This window comes from Gilliamella sp. wkB72, assembly GCF_001693745.1.
Taxonomy (GTDB): Bacteria; Pseudomonadota; Gammaproteobacteria; order Enterobacterales; family Orbaceae; genus Gilliamella; species Gilliamella apicola_E.
Genome location: NZ_LZEI01000027.1, coordinates 18,290 through 40,126, shown reverse-complemented (window position 1 = coordinate 40,126; position 21,837 = coordinate 18,290). Strand labels below are relative to the sequence as shown.

Genomic DNA, 21,837 nt, shown 5'->3' with positions numbered 1-21,837 from the left:
ATGAGGTGTCAGGCGTTATCATTTCGTAGTACCCTGATGAATATTTAATCATGCTAAAATAGCAGATAAGCAAGTTGAGGAACTAATGGTTTACTCTTATACCGAGAAAAAACGAATTCGTAAGAATTTTGGTAAGCGTCCACAAGTCTTGGATATACCGTATCTTCTTTCTATTCAACTTGATTCGTTCCAGAAGTTTATTGAGCAAGACCCAGAAGGTCAATATGGCTTAGAAGCCGCATTCCGTTCAATATTTCCGATAAAAAGTTATAGTGGTAGCGCTGAGTTACAATACGTAAGCTTTAAAATGGGCGAACCTGTGTTTGATGTAAAAGAATGTCAAATCAGAGGGATCACTTACTCAGCACCATTGCGCGTTAAATTACGTTTAGTTATTTATGATAAAGATGCGCCAGAAGGAACAGTTAAAGATATTAAAGAGCAAGACGTCTATATGGGCGAAATCCCTTTAATGACGGACAATGGTACTTTTGTGATTAACGGTACTGAACGTGTTATCGTTTCACAATTACATCGTAGTCCAGGTGTGTTCTTTGACAGTGATAAAGGTAAAACGCACTCTTCTGGTAAAGTTTTATATAATGCTCGGATTATTCCTTATCGTGGCTCTTGGCTTGATTTCGAATTTGATCCAAAAGATAATCTTTTTGCTCGTATCGACCGTCGTCGTAAACTTCCAGCAACAATTATTTTACGTGCGTTAGGTTATGAAACTGAAGAAATTTTAGATATGTTCTTCGAAAAAACTATTTTCGAAGTAGGCAAATCAAAATTAAAAATGGAACTTGTGCCAGAGCGTTTACGTGGTGAAACAGCGCTATTTGATATCGAATCTAAAGGCAAAGTTTACGCAGAAAAAGGTCGTCGTATTACAGCTCGTCATATTCGTGAGCTTGAAAAAGATAAAGTAACTAAAATCGACGTTCCAGTTGAATATATTGTAAATAAAGTTTTAGCAAAAAATTATGTTGATGAAGAAACTGGTGAGGTTATTGCTTTTGCCAATACGCCAATTTCTTTAGAACTATTACTTGAATTAACCAATGCTGGTTATAAGAAAATTGAAACATTATTCACTAATGATTTAGATCATGGACCATTTATTTCTGAAACATTAAATGTTGATTCAACACGTGATCGATTAGGTGCATTAGTTGAAATTTATCGAATGATGCGTCCAGGCGAGCCACCAACAAAAGAAGCAGCCGAAGCGTTATTTGATAATCTATTCTTCTCCGACGAACGTTATGACTTATCAGCGGTAGGTCGTATGAAGTTCAATCGTTCTTTAGGACGAGACGATATTGAAGGCGAAAGTGTCTTAACAAAAGCCGATATCGTTGATGTAATGAAGAAATTAATCAGCATCCGAAATGGTCATGGTGAAGTTGATGATATCGATCACTTAGGCAATCGTCGTATCCGTAGTGTTGGTGAAATGGCTGAAAACCAATTCCGTATTGGTTTAGTTCGTGTTGAACGAGCTGTAAAAGAGCGTCTATCTTTAGGTGATCTTGATTCATTAATGCCACAAGATATGATCAATGCTAAACCAATTTCAGCGGCAATTCGTGAGTTCTTTGGTTCTAGCCAATTATCTCAGTTTATGGATCAAAACAATCCATTATCTGAAATTACTCACAAACGTCGTATTTCTGCATTAGGTCCAGGTGGTTTAACTCGTGAACGTGCAGGCTTTGAAGTGCGTGACGTGCATCCTACACATTATGGTCGTGTATGTCCGATTGAAACGCCGGAAGGTCCAAACATCGGTTTGATTAACTCATTAGCGGTTTATTCACGTACCAATGAGTATGGATTCTTAGAAACGCCATATCGTCGAGTGATTGACGGTGTTGTGACTGATGAGATTAACTATTTATCAGCAATCGATGAAAGTGAGTTTGTTATAGCTCAGGCTAACTCAAATCTTGATGACGATGGTCGCTTTAAAGAAGATTTAGTGACTTGCCGTTTAAATGGTGAATCTGGTTTATATAGCCCGGAACAAGTTCATTATATGGACGTATCAACACAACAAATCGTTTCTGTTGGTGCTTCATTAATCCCATTCCTTGAGCACGATGATGCGAACCGTGCCTTGATGGGTGCGAACATGCAACGTCAAGCTGTACCAACATTAAAAGCAGAAAAACCTTTTGTTGGTACTGGTATGGAACGCGCGGTTGCGGTTGACTCAGGTGTAACTGCGGTTGCTCGTCGTGGCGGTACAGTACAATATGTTGATGCTTCACGTATTGTTATTAACGTTAACGATGATGAAATGTATGCCGGTGAAACAGGTATTGATATTTACAACTTAACTAAATATACCCGTTCTAACCAAAATACTTGTATTAACCAAATTCCATGCGTGGAATTAGGTGAAAAAGTTGAGCGTGGTGATGTACTTGCAGACGGCCCATCAACGGATTTAGGTGAGTTAGCACTTGGTCAAAATATGCGCGTGGCATTTATGCCATGGAACGGTTATAACTTTGAGGATTCTATTTTAGTCTCTGAAAAAGTGGTACAAGATGATCGTTTCACTTCGATTCATATTCAAGAACTATCTTGTGTATCTCGTGATACTAAACTTGGTGCTGAAGAAATTACTGCTGATATTCCAAATGTGGGTGAAGCAGCACTTTCTAAACTTGATGAGTCTGGTATTGTTTATATCGGCGCTGAAGTAAAAGGTGGTGATATTCTTGTTGGTAAAGTAACGCCTAAAGGCGAAACGCAATTAACACCAGAAGAGAAATTACTACGTGCTATTTTCGGTGAAAAAGCATCTGATGTTAAAGATACTTCATTACGTGTACCAAATGGTGTTTCAGGTACGGTTATTGATGTTCAAGTCTTCACTCGTGATGGTGTACAAAAAGACAAACGTGCACTTGAAATTGAAGAGATGCAACTCAAGCAAGTAAGAAAAGACTTAACTGAAGAACTTAAAATTTTAGAAGCAGCATTGTTTGCTCGTATCCGTGATGTATTAATTTCTGGTGGTATTAAAGCAGACAAATTAGATGCTTTACCACGTGAAAAATGGTTAACCATTGGTATTTCTAATGAAAGTAAGCAAGCTCAATTAGAACAACTTGCTGAACAACATGATGAAATCAAAGCTGAATTTAATAAGAAGCTTGAAGCTAAACGAATGAAGATTACTCAAGGTGATGATTTACAACCTGGAGTTCTCAAAATTGTTAAAGTTTACTTAGCAGTTAAACGTCAAATTCAGCCTGGTGATAAGATGGCGGGTCGCCATGGTAACAAAGGGGTTATCTCTAAAATCAACCCAATTGAAGATATGCCATATGATGATAAAGGACGTCCAGTTGATATCGTATTGAATCCACTTGGTGTTCCGTCTCGTATGAACATCGGTCAGATTTTAGAAACTCACTTAGGTATGGCGGCAAAAGGTATTGGTCAGAAGATCGATGCAATGCTAAAAGAACAGCAAGAGTTAGCTAAATTACGTGATTTCATTCAGAAAGCTTATGACCTTGGTTTAGGGGCAGCACAGAAAGTCAATGTTGCTGAATTTACTGACCAAGAAGTGATGACATTGGCACAAAACTTACGTAATGGTATGCCACTTGCTACACCAGTGTTTGACGGTGCAAAAGAGCAAGAAATCAAGTCATTACTTGAGCTGGGTGATTTACCAACTTCAGGTCAAATTACATTGTTTGATGGTCGTACAGGTGAGCAATTTGAACGTCCAGTAACTGTAGGTTACATGTATATGCTGAAATTGAATCACTTAGTTGATGATAAGATGCATGCGCGTTCTACAGGTTCATATAGTCTGGTTACACAACAACCATTGGGTGGTAAAGCTCAATTTGGTGGTCAACGTTTCGGTGAGATGGAAGTATGGGCACTTGAAGCATATGGTGCTGCTTATACTCTACAAGAAATGTTAACTGTTAAATCAGATGATGTGAATGGTCGTACTAAGATGTATAAAAATATTGTAGATGGTGATCATCGTATGGAGCCTGCGATTCCAGAATCATTTAATGTATTATTAAAAGAGATTCGTTCGTTAGGTATTAATATCGAGTTAGATGAAGAGTAATCTTAACTAACTGAAATGATTTCTATTTATAGGGATAACTTATCAGCAATGATAAGTTATCTAATTGGTTTAACTCCATAGGAGTCAATTGTGAAAGACTTACTAAAGTTTCTAAAAGCACAAACTAAAACTGAAGATTTTGATGCTATCAAGATAGGCCTTGCTTCTCCTGATATGATTCGTTCATGGTCTTTTGGTGAAGTTAAAAAACCTGAAACAATTAACTATCGTACGTTCAAACCGGAACGTGACGGATTGTTTTGTGCACGTATTTTTGGACCAGTAAAAGATTATGAATGTTTATGTGGAAAATATAAACGTTTAAAACACCGTGGTGTGATCTGTGAAAAATGTGGTGTTGAAGTTACTCAAGCCAAAGTACGTCGTGAGCGTATGGGGCATATTGAGCTTGCATCACCTACTGCACATATCTGGTTTTTAAAATCATTACCATCACGTATTGGTCTATTATTAGATATGCCACTTCGTGACATTGAACGTGTGCTTTATTTTGAATCATTTATGGTTCTTGACGGCGGAATGACAAACTTAGAACGCGGTCAAATTTTAACAGAAGAACAATATTTAGATGCGTTAGAAGAGTTTGGTGATGAATTCGATGCTCGTATGGGTGCCGAAGCAATTCAAGAATTACTACGTAATATCGATGTGCAAGCTGAATGTGAAGCACTACGTGATGAGCTTGAAACTACCAATTCTGAAACTAAGCGTAAAAAACTGACTAAACGTATTAAGATTATTGAAGCATTCATTCAATCAGAAAATAAACCAGAATGGATGATCTTAAACGTATTACCTGTGTTGCCACCCGATTTACGTCCATTAGTACCACTAGATGGCGGACGTTTTGCAACATCAGATTTGAACGATCTATATCGTCGAGTGATTAACCGTAATAATCGTTTAAAACGTTTATTAGATTTGGCAGCGCCAGATATTATCGTACGTAACGAAAAACGTATGTTACAAGAATCTGTTGACGCATTACTTGATAATGGTCGTCGTGGCCGTGCAATTACCGGTTCAAACAAACGTCCATTAAAATCACTTGCCGATATGATTAAAGGTAAGCAAGGTCGTTTCCGTCAAAACTTATTAGGTAAACGTGTTGACTACTCAGGTCGTTCAGTAATCACTGTAGGTCCATACTTACGATTACATCAATGTGGTTTACCGAAGAAAATGGCTCTTGAATTATTCAAACCATTTATTTACGGTAAATTAGAGCGTCGTGGTTATGCAACTACCATTAAAGCAGCCAAGAAAATGGTTGAACGTGAAGATGCAATTGTTTGGGATATCTTAGATGAAGTTATTCGTGAGCATCCGGTATTACTAAACCGTGCACCAACACTTCACCGATTAGGTATTCAGGCATTTGAACCTATCCTAATTGAAGGTAAAGCGATCCAATTACATCCATTAGTTTGTGCGGCATTCAATGCTGACTTCGATGGTGACCAAATGGCGGTTCATGTACCATTAACGTTAGAAGCGCAATTAGAAGCGCGTGCGTTAATGATGTCAACCAACAACATTCTTTCACCTGCGAGTGGTGAACCTATCATTGTTCCTTCTCAGGACGTGGTATTAGGTCTTTACTACATGACTCGTGATAAAGTTAATGCGAAAGGTGAAGGTATGATTTTAACCGGACCTAAAGAAGCAGAAAAACTGTATCGCTTAGGTCTTGTTGAGCTACATGCTAAAGTTAAAGTACGTATTACTGAAAGCCACCGCAATAGTATTGGTGAGTGGGAAGATACAACTTCTGTGGTTGATACTACAGTTGGTCGTGCTATCTTATGGTTAATTATGCCTAAAGGTATGAGCTTCTCTGTCATCAATCAACCACTTGGTAAAAAGGCGATTTCACGAATTTTAAATATTTGTTATCGCCAACTAGGCATGAAAGAAACTGTTATCTTGGCTGACCAAGTAATGTATACCGGATTTGCTTATGCAGCACGTTCTGGTGTATCGGTTGGTATTGATGATATGGAAATTCCAGCTAAAAAATTACAAATCATTAATGAAGCTGAAATTGAAGTTGCTGAAATTCAAGAACAGTTCCAATCAGGTTTAGTTACCGCTGGTGAACGCTATAACAAAGTTATCGATATCTGGGCAGCAGCCAATGAACGTGTTGCTAAAGCGATGATGGATAACTTATCAACTGAAAAAGTAATCAATCATGAAGGTAAAGAAGAAGTTCAATCTTCATTTAACAGCATCTATATGATGGCCGACTCTGGTGCGCGGGGTTCTGCAGCTCAGATTCGTCAGTTAGCTGGTATGCGTGGATTGATGGCAAAACCGGATGGTTCAATCATCGAAACACCAATTACGGCAAACTTCCGTGAAGGGTTAAACGTTCTTCAGTACTTTATCTCGACCCATGGTGCGCGTAAAGGTCTTGCCGATACCGCATTAAAAACTGCGAACTCAGGTTACTTAACTCGTCGTTTAGTTGACGTAGCTCAAGATCTAGTCGTTATTGAAGATGACTGTGGCACGTTAGAAGGCGTAGTGATGACACCAGTTATCGAAGGTGGAGATGTTAAAGAGCCACTTCGTGAACGTGTATTAGGTCGTGTAACCGCGGAAGATGTATTAAAACCAGGTAGTGCGGATATTTTAATTCCTCGTAATACACTACTTGATGAAAACTATTGTGATTTACTTGAAGAAGAATCTGTCGATAGTGTTAAAGTTCGTTCAGTTGTTTCGTGTGATACTGACTTTGGTGTTTGTGCGAAATGTTATGGTCGTGACTTAGCCCGTGGTCACCTAGTAAATAAAGGTGAAGCAATCGGTGTTATCGCTGCTCAATCAATCGGTGAGCCTGGTACACAGTTAACCATGCGTACGTTCCATATCGGTGGTGCGGCATCACGAGCAGCAGCAGAATCAAGTGTTCAAGTTAAAAACAAAGGTAGCATCAAATTATCTAATGCTAAATTTGTAACTAACCCAGATAAGAAACTGGTTATTACATCTCGTAATGCTGAATTAACGATTATCGATGAATTAGGTCGAATGAAAGAAACTTATAAAGTTCCTTATGGTTCGATTCTAACTAAAGGTAATGGTGCAGCGGTTGATGCCGGTGAAACAGTTGCTAACTGGGATCCACATACCATGCCAGTTATCTCTGAAGCGAAAGGCTTTGTTAAATTTGTTGATATGGTTGATGGTCAAACTATCACCCGTCAAACCGACGAATTAACAGGTTTATCATCAATTGTTATTTTAGATGTCGCTGAACGAACAGGTGTTGGTAAAGATTTACGTCCAGCAATCAAGATTGTTGATGCTAAAGGTAAAGATATTTATGTTGCAGGTACAGAGATGCTTGCTCAATATTTCTTACCAGGTAAAGCATTAGTACAATTAGAAGATGGTGCTGAAATCAATGTGGGTGATACACTTGCACGTATTCCACAAGCATCGGTTGGTACTAAAGATATTACCGGTGGTTTACCACGCGTTGCTGACTTATTTGAAGCACGTAAACCTAAAGAGCCAGCAATTCTTGCTGAAATCGATGGTATTATCTCGTTTGGTAAAGAAACCAAAGGTAAACGTCGCTTAATTATCACTCCACTAGATGGTAGTGATCCATATGAAGAGATGATTCCAAAATGGCGTCAACTCAACGTATTTGAAGGCGAACAAGTTGGACGTGGTGATGTGATTTCTGACGGTCCAGAATCTGCACATGACATTTTACGTTTACGTGGTGTTAATGCAGTGACACGTTACATCGTTAACGAAGTTCAAGAAGTTTATCGCTTACAAGGTGTAAAAATCAATGATAAACATATTGAAGTTATTGTTCGTCAGATGTTACGTAAAGCGACAGTTATTCATCCGGGTGGTTCTCGTTTACTTGACGGCGAACAACTTGAAGTTTCACGCTTGAAGATTATTAATCGTGAGCTTGAGGCACAAGGTAAAGAGCCAATTGTTTACTTGCATGATCTGCTTGGTATTACTAAAGCATCACTTACTACTGAATCATTTATTTCTGCGGCATCGTTCCAAGAAACGACTCGCGTATTAACTGAAGCAGCAGTTGCTGGTAAAAATGATGAGCTTCGTGGCTTGAAAGAAAACGTTATTGTTGGTCGCTTAATTCCAGCTGGTACTGGTTATGCTTATCATAAAGAACGTTTGCGTAAACGTACAATGCCTATTGATGATGAAATTCAACCAACTGTTTCAGCTGAAGAAGCAACAGCTAACTTAGCAGAATTACTCAATTCTGCAGAAGAAAATCAATAGTCAGTAGGACTAAGTTATTAAAATAGCACGTGTAAGCACGTGCTATTTTTTTATGTGTATTTAAAAAAAGGAGTTTTGATATGTATATTGTCATGAACCGATTTAAAGTAAAACGAGGTAGTGAAGAGGCTTTTATTGAAATATGGCGTAATCGTGATACCCATTTAAAAGAGATGAAAGGCTTTAATCGTTTTTATTTTTTAAAAGGGAAAACTGAGGAAAATTATACGTTATTTTCATCATTTGCCGAATGGGAATCAAAAGCCGATTTCGACGCTTGGGTAAACTCAGAACAATTCAAACATACACATCGTAATACCGGAAATAGACCAAATAATAACGATATTTACTATGAGCCGGCACAGTTAGAATGCTTTGAAAGTGTATTATAAATAATTATCAAATAATAAACCGCTTATTATAAATTGGTAAAATCTACCTAAATCATCATTAATAAAAGTTTTATGATCAAGAATAAAAATAAGCGGTATATTTTTTATGCGTAAATTAGGATTATACATAGCATGCATTATAAAAATGGCTATAATAATATTGAGTAAATTATCTTAAACGGTGTGGATTAAGGCGATATTAATTTGCAATATAGCCAATTCAATATTAGTGAGTCCACAGATTGATAACTTACATTCCTTGTTTTTTTCAGAGCTTGTTCTTTTTATCGAAATATCGGTATAAATTTGTTAGTGAGATTTAAACTTGAGGTATAAATAAGTGTTTAAAAATCGCAGATAGCTTATTTTAATTCTATTTTTTGATGTATTCATTTGTTAAGCTATCCATAAATTCAACTATTTATAGGAATATACAATGAAATCAAAATTTCTATTATGTGTTTTGGTATTAATTATTGTTGGAGCATTTTTTTGTTTTAGTCGATACAATGATATCCAAACTCGTGACGAAGGTGTAGCAGCTGCATGGTCAGAAGTTGTCAACCAATATAAGCGTCGGGCTGATTTAACTCCAAGTTTAGTTAATACGGTTAAAGGTTATACTACACACGAAAAAGAAGTGTTAACTCAAGTGACCGAAGCAAGAAGTAAAGTTGGCTCAATTCAAATCAACGCTGATCAGCTAACCGATCCGGCTTTATTTGCTAAATTCCAACAAGCGCAATCAGAATTAAGTACTGCCTTAAGCCACTTAATTGCTGTCAGTGAAAACTATCCAGATCTTAAAGCCAGTTCACTTTTTCAGGATCTTATGAGCCAGTTAGAAGGCACTGAAAATCGGATCGCAGTTGCCAGAGGACGATATATACAAGCAGTTCAATCGTTTAATATTTATATCCGAAAAATACCAAATAAGTGGATTGCTGGCTTTATAGGTGTAGAACCTAAACAGCAATTTACGGTTGATAATGAAAAAGAAATTTCAAATGCACCCGCAGTTAACTTTCAATAAACATAATTGCTCAAAAAATATTGAGTGTTAAGTTTGCTGTTAATCATCAGTTGGTATCGATCAACTGAAATTCTCTTCCTTTAAGATCGAGTTATGACCATACGTCAACTCGATCTCATAGAAATATTTTACAATAAAGCTCTATTAAGTTTCCCCAATACAAAATAAATAGTGCCAAATTTTCATGACGGCAAAACTTGATAAAAAAGCTGATGTTAATAGCAAAATTGTTATCTGGCTATATAATAGTCATTTCTACCCATTGATGTCTTATACTACTTAAACCTAAAATAGAGTAGATTAGCTTTTGATATGCGTTTTTTAAAAGTAATAATATTATTCTATTGCAGGTCATTTTGGTCAAAATATAATGAAAAAATATGTTTTCTTTAGTATGTTGTTAATGCTTAGTTGGTTTAGTTATGGTTTGACTGAAATTCCTGCTTTTAATAGTCATATTATTGATACAACCAATACTTTAAGTGCATCGCAAGTCAAGTCTTTAGAATCAAGCCTAATTCAATTTGAACACTCGAAAACTGATGGGGCGCAAATAGCGGTTTTGATGATCGCAAAACTCGACAACGAAACCATAGAGCAGTACGCGCAGAGAGTTTTTAACCAATGGAAAATTGGAAGAAAAGGGCTGGATAATGGTATTTTATTGTTAGTAGTAAAAGATGACCGACAGATGCGTATTGAAGTGGGGTATGGGCTTGAAGGCATTGTTACTGATTTAGTTGCTAGCCACATCATTCGGGAACAGTTAGCTCCACAATTTAAGCAAAATAATTATTATCAAGGTATTAATGATGCAATTTCGGTATTAAAAGATGTCACAATAGGTAATGAAATTCATCCAGAGAAACAAACCCAGAATAATCATAGAATTGGGTTAAGTGAAATGTTAGATATGTTGTTTAACTGGATTATTCAACAAAGCTGGAAAGTGTTTTCCTTTTTTGTTTGTTTAGCCTTCACGGTTAAATTCGAAAAAAATGTATTTAAACGCATTATCATTACATCACTATCAAATAGTTTATTTATTCTAATTGTAACTTGGTGTGTTCACGGTTTTACTTACTTATATCTAACCGATGTCGTTTTTATTTTTGGTATAAATTATGTAGTTGCTAACTTGTTATTCATCGCTATCAGTTTTAAAAATGGCACTAGAAGAAGTCGTAGCGGGAGTGGCAGTAGCAGCCGATCTTCATATAGCCATTCGAGTAGAAGTTCCCGAACCGGCGGAGGCGGCGGTCGCAGTGGTGGTGGCGGTGCATCTGGTCGTTGGTAATGAGATGAACAAAGATAATACTCATTAAGTTTTAATAGTAATATTATGATTCGGCTATATATTAGTTTTAGTTAACCAATGATATCTTGTCTAAACGCTTTATTAAATGGATCGCAATTAACTGTTTGTTGTAAAAAGTAAAATTTTATTTAGCGTTGTTAATCATAAGGCAAAAAATACAATGAAAAGATATTTTCTAAGTAGTTTATTGTTAATATTCAGTTGGTTTTGTTATGGGCTAACAGACATCCCGGAATTTGCACATCGTGTTATCGACACGACTCAAACTTTAACCGATTCTCAAAAAGAGTCATTAGAATCAAGCCTAATTGGCTTTGAAAAGCCTCGAACAGATGGTGCCCAGATAGCGGTTTTAATGATTCCCAAACTGGATGATGAAACGGTAGAACAATACGCAGATAGAGTCTTTATTCAATGGAAAATCGGTCGAAAAGGACAAGACAATGGTATTTTATTACTTATTGTTAAAGATGATAAACTCATGCGAATTGAGGTTGGCTATGGGCTTGAAGGAACTATTACAGACTTAGTGGCCAGTAAAATTATTCGTGAGCAATTAGCACCACAATTTCGACAAAATAACTATTATCAGGGTATTGATAATGCCTTATCTGTGCTAAAACAAAAAATCGATAATCCTACCTCGAAATGTGAAGATAATGAACAAGGCCTTAGGATTGAACAGTTATTTACAGAAAACTTTGCTTATTATGCGCTGGTGTCATTCGTTATTTGTTTTATACTTGCCAAATTATTATATCGTAAAGATAAAACCAAACAATGTTTACGTACTGGTTTATTTAACGCATTATCTGTTGCTGGATACACTCTTTGGCATGTGGAATATATACTTGAGATAGCATTTTTGATGTTTATTATAATGTGTGTCGTATTTGGTTTAAGTACCATGGCTAGCGGCATTTTAACTCCCGGAGCTGGCGGAGGAGGAAATAGTCGCGGAGGAAGTGACGATTTTGGTGATTCTAGCGGTGGTTTTAGCGATAGCGGCGGCTTTAGCGGCGGCGGTGGTGGCCACAGTGGTGGTGGCGGTGCATCTGGTCGTTGGTAATGAGATGAACAAAGATCATACTCTTTAAGTTTTAATAGTAAGATTTTGATTTGACTATATAATAGTTTTATTTAGCGTTGTTAGTCATGAGGCAGAAAATATAATGAAAAGATATTTTCTAAGTAGTTTATTGTTAATATTCAGTTGGTTTTGTTATGGGCTAACAGACATCCCGGAATTTGCACATCGTGTTATCGACACGACTCAAACTTTAACCGATTCTCAAAAAGAGTCATTAGAATCAAGCCTAATTGGCTTTGAAAAGCCTCGAACAGATGGTGCCCAGATAGCGGTTTTAATGATTCCCAAACTGGATGATGAAACGGTAGAACAATACGCAGATAGAGTCTTTATTCAATGGAAAATCGGTCGAAAAGGACAAGACAATGGTATTTTATTAGTTATTGTTAAAGATGATAAACTCATGCGAATTGAGGTTGGTTATGGGCTTGAAGGAACTATTACCGACTTAGTGGCCAGTAAAATCATTCGTGAGCAATTAGCGCCAGAATTTCGACAAAATAACTATTATCAAGGTATTGATAATGCCTTATCTGTGCTGAAACAAAAAATCGATAATCCTACCCCGAAATGTGAAGATAATGAACAAGGCCTCAGGGTTGAACGGTTATTTACAGAAAACTTTGCTTATTATGCGCTGGTGTCATTCGTTATTTGTTTTATACTTGCCAAATTATTGTATCGTAAAGATAAAACCAAACAATGTTTTCGTACTGGTTTATTTAACGCATTATCTGTTGCTGGATACACTCTTTGGCATGTGGAATATATACTTGAGATAGCATTTTTTCTGTTTGTTATAATGTTTGTCGTATTTTTTTTCAGCCTTCTGGTTAGCAACTTTTTAACTCCTGAAGCTGGCGGAGGAGGAAATAGTCACGGAGGAAGTGACGATTTTGGTGATTCTAGCGGTGGTTTTAGCGATAGCGGCGACTTTAGCGGTGGCGGTGGAGGTTCTAGCGGTGGAGGTGGTGCCTCCGGTAGCTGGTAATTTTTAATAAAACGATCTTGGTTATATATCTTCTCCACAAAATTCAGCTTTAACATAAAAAACCCGGTCACCATAAAAAAAGTTGAGGAACGGGGTTTTTTAATATTAATTTAGGGTGTTAATGACGTTTTTAATCGTTTTTAATGATTAAGTTTAAAATCAATTTACTCAATTACTTGTCCAACACGACAATCCTTGTTAGTTACAGAACTCACTCATCATGACAATAAATTTCCTTTTGCAATAGGAAAAAGTCTCTCTCCACATTGATTGTTATTTCATTTAGGCTAAGTCATCTTATAAATAAACAAGAGAATAATAATGACTATGCCACAATTCCGAATGGTCGAAGATGATTTAGATCCCGAAGTTGTTACTGAGCAAACGATAAAAATCATTAATCATTGGTTAGCTGAGCATCAAATCACTCAAAATGATGTGCAAAAAGCGATGCTGTTATCACATGTTAAAGCGATGGTAGAAAGAGCAAAAACTTTAGAAAAACTCCCCGAAGTCGATCCCACTATATTTGATGAATTATCAGAGCAAGCTTTAGCTCTTTCGCGTAAAACAGTAGAACTATTCAATAATCTTCCAATGGAAGAGGTTTATTTATTGGCTGTTCATTATGAGGTGGCCATGGCCAACTAAACAAGTTACTAGATATAAAAAACGATAATTAATAGGAGAACAATTATGGCTGAATTAGTCATCGTAATCGGCGATAGAATGGGAAAAGGACAAAAAATTGCAGAAGGAATCAATTCTATTGATGGATGTCGCGCAATTGTTATACCAGGTATGGCCGCCGATATGAAATTAGGTGATGTGATGAATCAAGAGAATGCGGATTTAGGGCTTTCGTTTTGTGGAAGTGGTGGCGCGGGTGCGATAACAGCCCAAAATAAGTATGGTTATTCACAACGACATGGTATGCGTTCGATTGAAGAAGGTGAAACTGCCATTAATGATGGTTGTAAAGTGCTTGGTTTTGGTTTTATGGATACGGTAGAGCTTGGTCAGCGTATCGCCCAAGCATTTTTAAAAAAATACCCTCGTTCTTAAATAGGTTTGAAATATGAAAAAAACTGAGCAGATACAAGTAAGAGTAACCGGGCAAGGGGATTCAAAGCAGCGTGCATTTGCCATAGCCTTAAGCCAAGTGCAGAAACAGGTGCTTAAAAATACGAATAATGTAATGTTACGAATTGAACCCCTAGATATTAGTGTTGTTTCTGCTACAGAAAAGATAACTACAGAACGTTTTTTATTTATCTTTTTACCTAGAAAAAAAGCATTTTATGACATCACTCTTGATGTATCAGTAAATGTTACGTTTATCGATCTAAGCGATATTAAATTTATCTCTAAATAACGTAAAAGGAAAGTCATGGAAATTCTAATTATAGCGTTAAAGTCTATTGTAATTGGTGGACTGTGTGGATTTGGAGTAGGAGCGGGTGCCGCTCGAATGTTTCATGCTCCAACCTATCAAGGTATGGGGGCATTTCGTACCCTAGGTGAGCTCAATTCATGTGAGGGTGATCCAGCTGCTCACTTTTCATTTGGTTTAGGATTCTTTTTTAATGCATGGGCTTCATCAGTTGCTGCGGGTTCATTCACGCAAGATGTTGATCATCGTATTATCCCAAACTGGGGCGCTGCATTATTGATGATAAAGAACCGAAATTTAGCTCAAACGCTACATGATCCTAAGAAAATGGCGTTTGCTTGCGCATTTATCGGTGTGATTGTTGTGTTATTTTTAAATACAACGACATCAGTTATTCCTGATTCATTAAAAATTACTGCAACAAAAGTCCTAGTTCCAGCTGCGAATTTGCTTGTGGCTACAGTGATGCCAGTTATTTTCTGGTTAGCTGCCTTAGATGCTGGTCGAAGAAGTGGTTTTTGGGGGACATTGTTTGGTGGCCTTGCCCAATTAATTATGGGAAATGCAGTGCCAGGATTAGTTCTGGGAATCTTGATTGGCAAAGGTGTAGATGACAGTGGTTGGAATCGAGTAATGAAAATCATGCTTGTTGCAGTAATCATCTTATTTGTCATGAGCGGATATTTCCGTGGTTTTGATATGAAGATGATAAATTCATTTCGAGATGGTTTGTCTTATTGGTTTAAATAATATAGGGAACAACACATTATGAATACTCAAACAACCATTAATAAAAGTTTTTGGTATGCAGATTGGTCTTTCCCTATTCTTTGTGGATTACTTTCTGCTGGTATTTTTGCTGGGACGCATACTTTCTATGTATATGGTATTGGCGCTTTTAATGAAATTGCCTTTGTTGCAATGCTTAAATCAGGAATGACAACGGGCGACTATGGCGCTGTAGCAGCTTTTGGGGCGAGCTTTTTATTTGCACGTGTTATTGAAGGATCGCTAGTTGGTATCCTTGATATCGGCGGTGCACTACAAACCGGTATTGGTTTAGGGGTACCTGCGCTGTTATTAGCTGGTGGCTATACATTGCCAATTGAGAATTTTTTTGTGGCATTAGTAACAGGTTTAATTCTCGGTTTAGCAATAGGCTTAATTATCATCCTGATACGTAAATTTACCGTTAACAGTGGCGGTGGCTCAACCTTTGGGGCTGATGTCATGATGGGCGCGGGGAATGCTTCAGGTAGATTTCTTGGTCCAATGATTATTTTATCAGCTATGGTTGCTTCTATTCCAATCGGTATAGGTTCACTGCTTGGTGCACTACTATTTTATGTGTGGAAAAAACCTATTACTGGTGGTGCAATCTTGGGTGCCATGATCTTTGGTGGTATCTTCCCAATTATATAACGTCATGTTCCCCTCTATTTATAACATGGTGGAGGGGTTGGATTAAATTATGTATGACTTAATTATAAAAAATGCCAAACTTATTAATGATTCAGTAACTGATATCGCTATTAACCATGGCAAAATTGTTGAAATTGGCAAGGATATAACAGCCCCATCTGAACGGGTGTTGGATCTAAAAAGTCAACACTATATCAGTGCTGGTTGGATCGATTCTCACACTCACTGCTTTGCACGCTCACCTATATATCATGATGAACCCGATCTAATTGGTGTTAAGGCTGGGGTGACGACAGTTGTTGACGCCGGCAGTGTTGGTGCCCTAGATATTGATGAGTTTTATGATTTAGCTATGCAAGCTAAAGCTCATGTTTATTCTTTTTTAAATATCTCAAAAATTGGCTTAATAAGGCAAAATGAGCTTGCTGATATGCAAGATGTTGATGCTGCGTTATTTGACAAATCACTCGCTAAATATCCTCATTTTATTATTGGAATAAAAGTTAGGATGAGCCGTAGCGTTGTTGGTGACAATGGTGTTTTACCATTAATCAAAGCAAAAGAGATGCAGAAAAAGACTGGTTTACCACTGATGATTCATGTTGGTAATAATCCTCCTGAACTTGATGAAATTGCAGATTTATTAACTAAAGGCGACATTATTACTCACTGTTTTAATGGTAAACCAAATCAAATATTCGATAAACAAAATAATCTGCGAGATTCAATTAAACGCGCTATTGAGCGTGGCGTCATTTTAGATATTGGTCATGGCGGTGAAAGTTTTAGTTTTGCTGTTGCCGAGCGCGCTAAATGTTTAGATGTTTATCCTAACACTATCAGTTCTGATATTTATTCTAAAAATCGCTTACAAGGCCCAGTATTTAGCTTGGCTAATGTCATGAGTAAATTTATTTGTTTAGGTTATAGCAAAACTAGAATTATAGATAGTGTGACGAAAAATGCGGCACAAATATTGCATTTAAAAAACAAAGGAGAAATAGCAATTGGCTATGATGCTGATTTGACTATTTTTGATGTAAGAAAGCAGACTGTTTTGTTTACTGATTCAGAAGGTGATGTGCGTGAATGTCATGAGCAGTTTGTTCCTTTGGCTTCTATCATTAATAATATTATTGAAATAATACAAGAAGGTAGTGAAAATGAGCTCAGAATCTCAAACTGAAAAAGAAATATACAGTAAATACCATTTGAAAAAAGTGATTAATGCTTCCGGGCGAATGACTATTTTAGGTGTATCAACCCCTAGAGCAGAAGTGGTAGATACCGTATCTCATGGCTTAAATGAATATTTTGAAATAAAAGATCTTGTTGATAAAACAGGCCAATACATTGCTAAATTACTTAATGTAGAAAATGCTGTAGTTGTGTCATGTGCTTCTGCTGGAATTGCGCAAGCTGTCGCGGGTTTAATTGTTAAAGATGATCGTGATTTGCTATTTAATCTCCATAGTTCTGATAAATATGTACCTCGTGAAATTATCGTTCCCAAAGGACATAACGTTAATTTTGGTGCTCCTATCGGTACGATGGTGTCTTTGGGTGGTGGGCTTGTCGTTGAGGCGGGGTATGCGAATGAGTGTAAACCAGAGCATATTGAATCACTAGTTAATCCTGATACTGCAGCTATTTTATATGTTAAATCACACCATTGCGTGCAAAAAAGTATGTTATCCGTAGCTCAAACCGCCACGATTGCCAAAAAATATAATATTCCTTTAATTGTTGATGCCGCTGCAGAAGAGGATTTACAAGCCTATTATCAACAAGGTGCGGATTTAGTTATCTATAGTGGTGCAAAAGCTATTGAAGGGCCGACTAGTGGATTAGTCATTGGTCGTCATCAAGCAATTGAGTGGCTTAAACTTCAGTCCCAAGGTATTGGAAGACCAATGAAAGTGGGGAAAGAAGGTATTTTAGGTTTAACAAAGGCTATTGAATTATATATTAATGATCCAAAACAAGAAACTGGACAAGAAATGGTTTCTAAAATGACACCATTTATTGAAAAATTAAATTCAATTGATGGCATATCAGCAAAAGTTGTTTGGGATGGAGCAGGGCGCGATATTGCTCGAGCCGAAATATCATTTGATTCAAAAGTTATTGGTAAAACAGCAATTGAAATGATTGAGCTGATGAAGCAAGGTGAAGTTGCAGTCTATTTTAGGGAATATAAGGCCAATGAAGGCAAAGTAGATGCAGATGTTCGCAGTGTCACTGCCGAACAGCTTGATATTATCTATAACAAAATTAAAAAAATTATCCAAGGAGTAAAATAATGCAATTAACACCAAATTATTTTAATGACCGTGTCTGTTTGAATGTACTAGCCAATTCAATTGATAATGCGCGTGCTATTTATGAAGCCGCTCAAACTTATGTTGTTGTTGGCGTCTTATCAAAAAACTATCCAGATAATGATCAAGCAATCACTGATATGAAAAAATATGCTTTAGCCATTGATAATGCAATTTCAGTTGGCCTTGGCGCGGGTGATCCAAATCAATCTAACATGGTGTCTCAAATATCAGCTGTTCTTCAGCCTCAACATGTCAATCAAGTTTTTACTGGAGTAGGAACTAGTCGCGCTTTATTAGGGCAAAAAGAAACCGTGATCAATGGACTTGTGTCACCAACAGGTAAAGTGGGCTTGGTTAATATCGCAACCGGACCATTAAGTTCAAAATCACCCGCTGCAATCGTACCTGTTGAAACCGCTATTGCGTTATTAAAAGATATGGGAGGGAGCTCTATAAAATATTTTCCTATGGGTGGTTTAAAACATGTAGATGAATATGAATATGTAGCTAAATGCTGTGCTGAATATGATTTTTATCTAGAACCTACAGGGGGAATAGATTTAGACAATTATGAAGCCATTTTGAAAATTGCTTTAGATGCAGGTGTAAAAAAAGTGATTCCACATATTTATACGTCAATTATTGATAAAGAAACTGGTGCGACAAGAACTGAAGATGTTAAACAACTTTTAGCTATTACGCAAAAATTAGCAGGATGAGTAATGGCATCTAAATTGCTATTCCCTTATCAACGATTAGCTTATATTTTTGATACGATAAAAAATGAATTGCTACCTCAAAAAGAGCTAGCAAATCGTTTTTCAGTATCGATAAGAACTATTCGTTCGGATATTTCTGCTTTAAATGATGTGTTACAAACTTATGGTGCGCAGGTTGATTATATTAAAAATATTGGTTATCGCCTTGTAATAGTTGATTCTAACCTTTATGCAACAATACCCATCGTTCAGCAAATGGAACGGGTTCCTCGCACTAATAAAGAACGTGTTTCCGCCTTACTTATTGCATTTTTAACACAATCTAAATCTGTAAAATTGGATGATATTGCTGGTGAATGGTTTTTAAGCCGTAATACATTGCAAAATGATGTTATTGAAGTTAAGCAGTATTTAGACAAATACCATTTATCGCTCGATAATCGTCCTTATTCTGGTATGCGATTAGTCGGAGAGGAATCAGCTATCCGAGCTTGTTTAACTGATATTTTATGGCAACACCATATAACGGGCGATACTATCAATGTTAATCGTTTAATACAGGCAATATTGCCTGATATTGATTTAGAGTATCTTGAAAGCCTATTACAAGACCAGTTTGAACGTTTTGAATTGAAATTAACTTCGGAAGGGCAAGGGTATTTGCTCTATTGTTGTGCAGTCTCGATAACTAGAATTACGCAAGGTCATGAATTATTGGACTATCAAGTGGATCATATTGATTCTACAGTAATTGGAGCTGCACGAGAGGTCTCTGAAGGCTTTTCTTATTTTTTAGGCAGTGCACTTTCAGATGCTGAATTTAATTATTTATGTGTGCAGATTATGTCGCGCACTATTATGCAATCACCTAATCAAGCTAAAAGTCTAGAGTTATTTGAACATATCTTGTCTTATATCAATGATTCTTATCACTATAATTTGAAAGATGACATGAAACTTCGCCAAGATATGTTAATCCATATTTCATCGATGCTATCTCGGATCAAGTATAAAATTCATACTTCCAATCCATTACTACATGAAATTAAGCAATATTACCCTTTTGCCTATGATATTACTTTATCAGCATTAGCGAATATTCATAAATTTACTGATGTTAAAATGACTGAAGATGAAATTAGTTATTTAGCAATTCATATAGGCGTCGCATTAGAGCGTAACTATAGTGCTGGATATGAAAGATTAGTGCAAATTTTACTCGTTAGTGAATTAGGTAATGCCACCTTGCGTATGATTGAATCAAAGATTAAACGAGATTTCCCTCATATTTTAATTAAACGAACGCTTTCTTATCGAGAATACGAGCAGTTAACTCATATTGAGGAAGATTTTGTTGTCTCTACCGTTCGCTTGACCGAAAAAGATAAGCAAATAGTAAAAATAGCGCCATTTCCAACACCTTATCAACTTGAACAATTAGGGCGATTGTCTATGGTAGATCGCACAATGCCATATATTATTGAGCGCTTTTTTAATGAAAAGTTTTTCCTAATTATTGATAAGCCAATGACACAAAATGAACTGTTTCAGATAATTTGTCAGCGCCTTGAGAAATCAGGATATGTTGGATCAGATTTTCATCCATCGGTAGTGGAGCGAGAGAATATTGTATCAACCTTAATTGGTGAAAATATTGCTATTCCCCATTCAGTAGGGTTGTTGGCTAAAAAGACAGTGGTAACAACTATTTTGGCTCCTCAAGGTATTGAATGGAATAAAAATGAGATTGCGCATGTCATTTTCTTATTAGCAATCAGTAAAGATGAATATGAAGATGCGATGCGAATCTATAATTTAGTGGTTAATTTTGTTAAAGAAAGATCAACTAAGCGGTTACTAAATAGTCGAAATTTCGATGATTTTCAAGCCATAGTAAAAGATAGTTTTGGGCGGCTATCATAATTAATTTGCTTTAAATTTGAAATTGGGAAAGCGATTTCTATTAAGTGAATAGAATTTCAATGATCAAATAAATAACGATTTTGGATATTAAAAAACCCCGCTCCTCAACTTTTTTTTCTAATACTAATGTCAGGAAATAAAAATGATAAATATTAAAGGAATAATTAATAATGAAAACAAATTATCTTGTGCTTACCCATTGACGAAACAGTGATTTAAAGGTAATATGCGCGCCTTATGGCTTTGTGTGGTTTTTAGCTGCACTTAATAATTTTTAAGGTAGACATGCATATCTTATGCAAAATAAATTACCATTAACAATTGACCCAATCAAAGCAGCACAAAAAAGACTTGATTATGTTGGATATTATCCAGCAAAAAGTGCAACGAGGATTGAAAGTCCAAAAAGTGATATCGAATGTCATCTATCTTTTGATTATGATGAACAAAGACTTTGCGTTATCACCATTGATGCAAAAATGACGCTTGAGTTGATTTGTCAGCGTTGTTTTAAACCTTTTATCACTGAAGTCCATGTGATGAATAAATTCAGCCCTGTTAAGAGCGATGCTCAAGCAGAGGCATTACCGGAACATTATGAACCCGTTTTAGTTAACGAGTTTGGTGAAGTAGATATATTAGCGTTAATTGAGGACGAAATTATTCTCTCATTACCAATTGCGCCGGTGCATGATAGTAAACACTGCGAAGTGTCAGAGGCAGATATGGTATTTGGTGAAATTCCAGCGGAGAATGAAAAACCAAATCCATTTGCAATTTTAGTTAGTTTAAAGAATAAGGGGTAAATCC

At 36.6% G+C, this 21,837-nt stretch carries 17 protein-coding genes; all 17 read left to right on the top strand.

The genetic code is table 11. The annotated features are described in order from the left end of the window. Positions 1–85 precede the first annotated feature (85 nt). The 17 genes from rpoB (at position 86) to yceD (ending at position 21,833) form a co-directional block, all read left to right on the top strand. Positions 86–4,114, top strand: coding sequence for a DNA-directed RNA polymerase subunit beta (rpoB, locus tag A9G07_RS11310; RefSeq protein ID WP_065561816.1), 4,029 nt, complete (start codon positions 86–88; stop codon positions 4,112–4,114). Between the two features lie 90 nt (positions 4,115–4,204). Beyond that, on the top strand, positions 4,205–8,422 hold the full coding sequence (gene rpoC, locus A9G07_RS11305; protein WP_065561817.1) for a DNA-directed RNA polymerase subunit beta': 4,218 nt from the start codon (positions 4,205–4,207) through the stop codon (positions 8,420–8,422). 80 nt (positions 8,423–8,502) lie between these two features. Then, on the top strand, positions 8,503–8,814 hold the full coding sequence (locus tag A9G07_RS11300) for an antibiotic biosynthesis monooxygenase family protein (protein ID WP_065735208.1): 312 nt from the start codon (positions 8,503–8,505) through the stop codon (positions 8,812–8,814). Between the two features lie 436 nt (positions 8,815–9,250). Then, entirely contained in the window at positions 9,251–9,847 is a 597-nt protein-coding gene (locus A9G07_RS11295; protein WP_065561819.1) for a LemA family protein, read from the top strand. A gap of 370 nt (positions 9,848–10,217) precedes the next feature. Next, positions 10,218–11,144, top strand: a complete 927-nt coding sequence (locus A9G07_RS11290; protein ID WP_081303429.1) for a TPM domain-containing protein — start codon at positions 10,218–10,220, stop codon at positions 11,142–11,144. 181 nt (positions 11,145–11,325) lie between these two features. Further along, positions 11,326–12,234: a TPM domain-containing protein gene (locus tag A9G07_RS11285; protein WP_065735206.1), complete on the top strand. Its 909-nt coding sequence runs from the start codon at positions 11,326–11,328 to the stop codon at positions 12,232–12,234. Between the two features lie 103 nt (positions 12,235–12,337). Further along, complete coding sequence (locus A9G07_RS11280; protein ID WP_065735205.1) at positions 12,338–13,246, top strand: TPM domain-containing protein; 909 nt, start codon at positions 12,338–12,340, stop codon at positions 13,244–13,246. A gap of 321 nt (positions 13,247–13,567) precedes the next feature. Next, on the top strand, positions 13,568–13,897 hold the full coding sequence (locus tag A9G07_RS11275) for a PRD domain-containing protein (protein WP_065561825.1): 330 nt from the start codon (positions 13,568–13,570) through the stop codon (positions 13,895–13,897). Between the two features lie 45 nt (positions 13,898–13,942). After that, positions 13,943–14,311 carry an SFCGS family glycine-rich protein gene (locus A9G07_RS11270; protein ID WP_065735204.1) on the top strand — a complete coding sequence of 123 codons (369 nt, stop codon included), beginning with the start codon at positions 13,943–13,945 and terminating at the stop codon, positions 14,309–14,311. A gap of 13 nt (positions 14,312–14,324) precedes the next feature. Continuing rightward, positions 14,325–14,621: a DUF4312 family protein gene (locus A9G07_RS11265; RefSeq protein ID WP_065561827.1), complete on the top strand. Its 297-nt coding sequence runs from the start codon at positions 14,325–14,327 to the stop codon at positions 14,619–14,621. Between the two features lie 15 nt (positions 14,622–14,636). Further along, entirely contained in the window at positions 14,637–15,389 is a 753-nt protein-coding gene (locus A9G07_RS11260; RefSeq protein ID WP_065735203.1) for a DUF4311 domain-containing protein, read from the top strand. An 18-nt stretch (positions 15,390–15,407) separates the two neighbouring features. Next, the gene (locus A9G07_RS11255) at positions 15,408–16,061 is read left to right on the top strand and encodes a DUF4310 family protein (protein ID WP_065561829.1); all 654 of its coding nucleotides are present in this window, start codon (positions 15,408–15,410) and stop codon (positions 16,059–16,061) included. 49 nt (positions 16,062–16,110) lie between these two features. Beyond that, entirely contained in the window at positions 16,111–17,247 is a 1,137-nt protein-coding gene (locus A9G07_RS11250; RefSeq protein ID WP_065735202.1) for an amidohydrolase/deacetylase family metallohydrolase, read from the top strand. After that, positions 17,225–18,364, top strand: coding sequence for a DgaE family pyridoxal phosphate-dependent ammonia lyase (locus A9G07_RS11245; RefSeq protein ID WP_065735201.1), 1,140 nt, complete (start codon positions 17,225–17,227; stop codon positions 18,362–18,364). Before A9G07_RS11250 ends, A9G07_RS11245 begins: the two co-directional genes overlap by 23 nt. Beyond that, positions 18,364–19,104, top strand: a complete 741-nt coding sequence (gene dagF, locus A9G07_RS11240; RefSeq protein ID WP_065735200.1) for a 2-dehydro-3-deoxy-phosphogluconate aldolase — start codon at positions 18,364–18,366, stop codon at positions 19,102–19,104. Before A9G07_RS11245 ends, dagF begins: the two co-directional genes overlap by 1 nt. Before the next feature lie 3 nt (positions 19,105–19,107). After that, entirely contained in the window at positions 19,108–21,027 is a 1,920-nt protein-coding gene (locus tag A9G07_RS11235) for a BglG family transcription antiterminator (RefSeq protein ID WP_065735199.1), read from the top strand. Positions 21,028–21,323: 296 nt separating this feature from the next. After that, a complete protein-coding gene (yceD, locus tag A9G07_RS11230) occupies positions 21,324–21,833 on the top strand; it encodes a 23S rRNA accumulation protein YceD (protein ID WP_065561834.1) in 510 nt (169 codons plus the stop codon). The last annotated feature ends 4 nt before the right edge of the window (positions 21,834–21,837 follow it).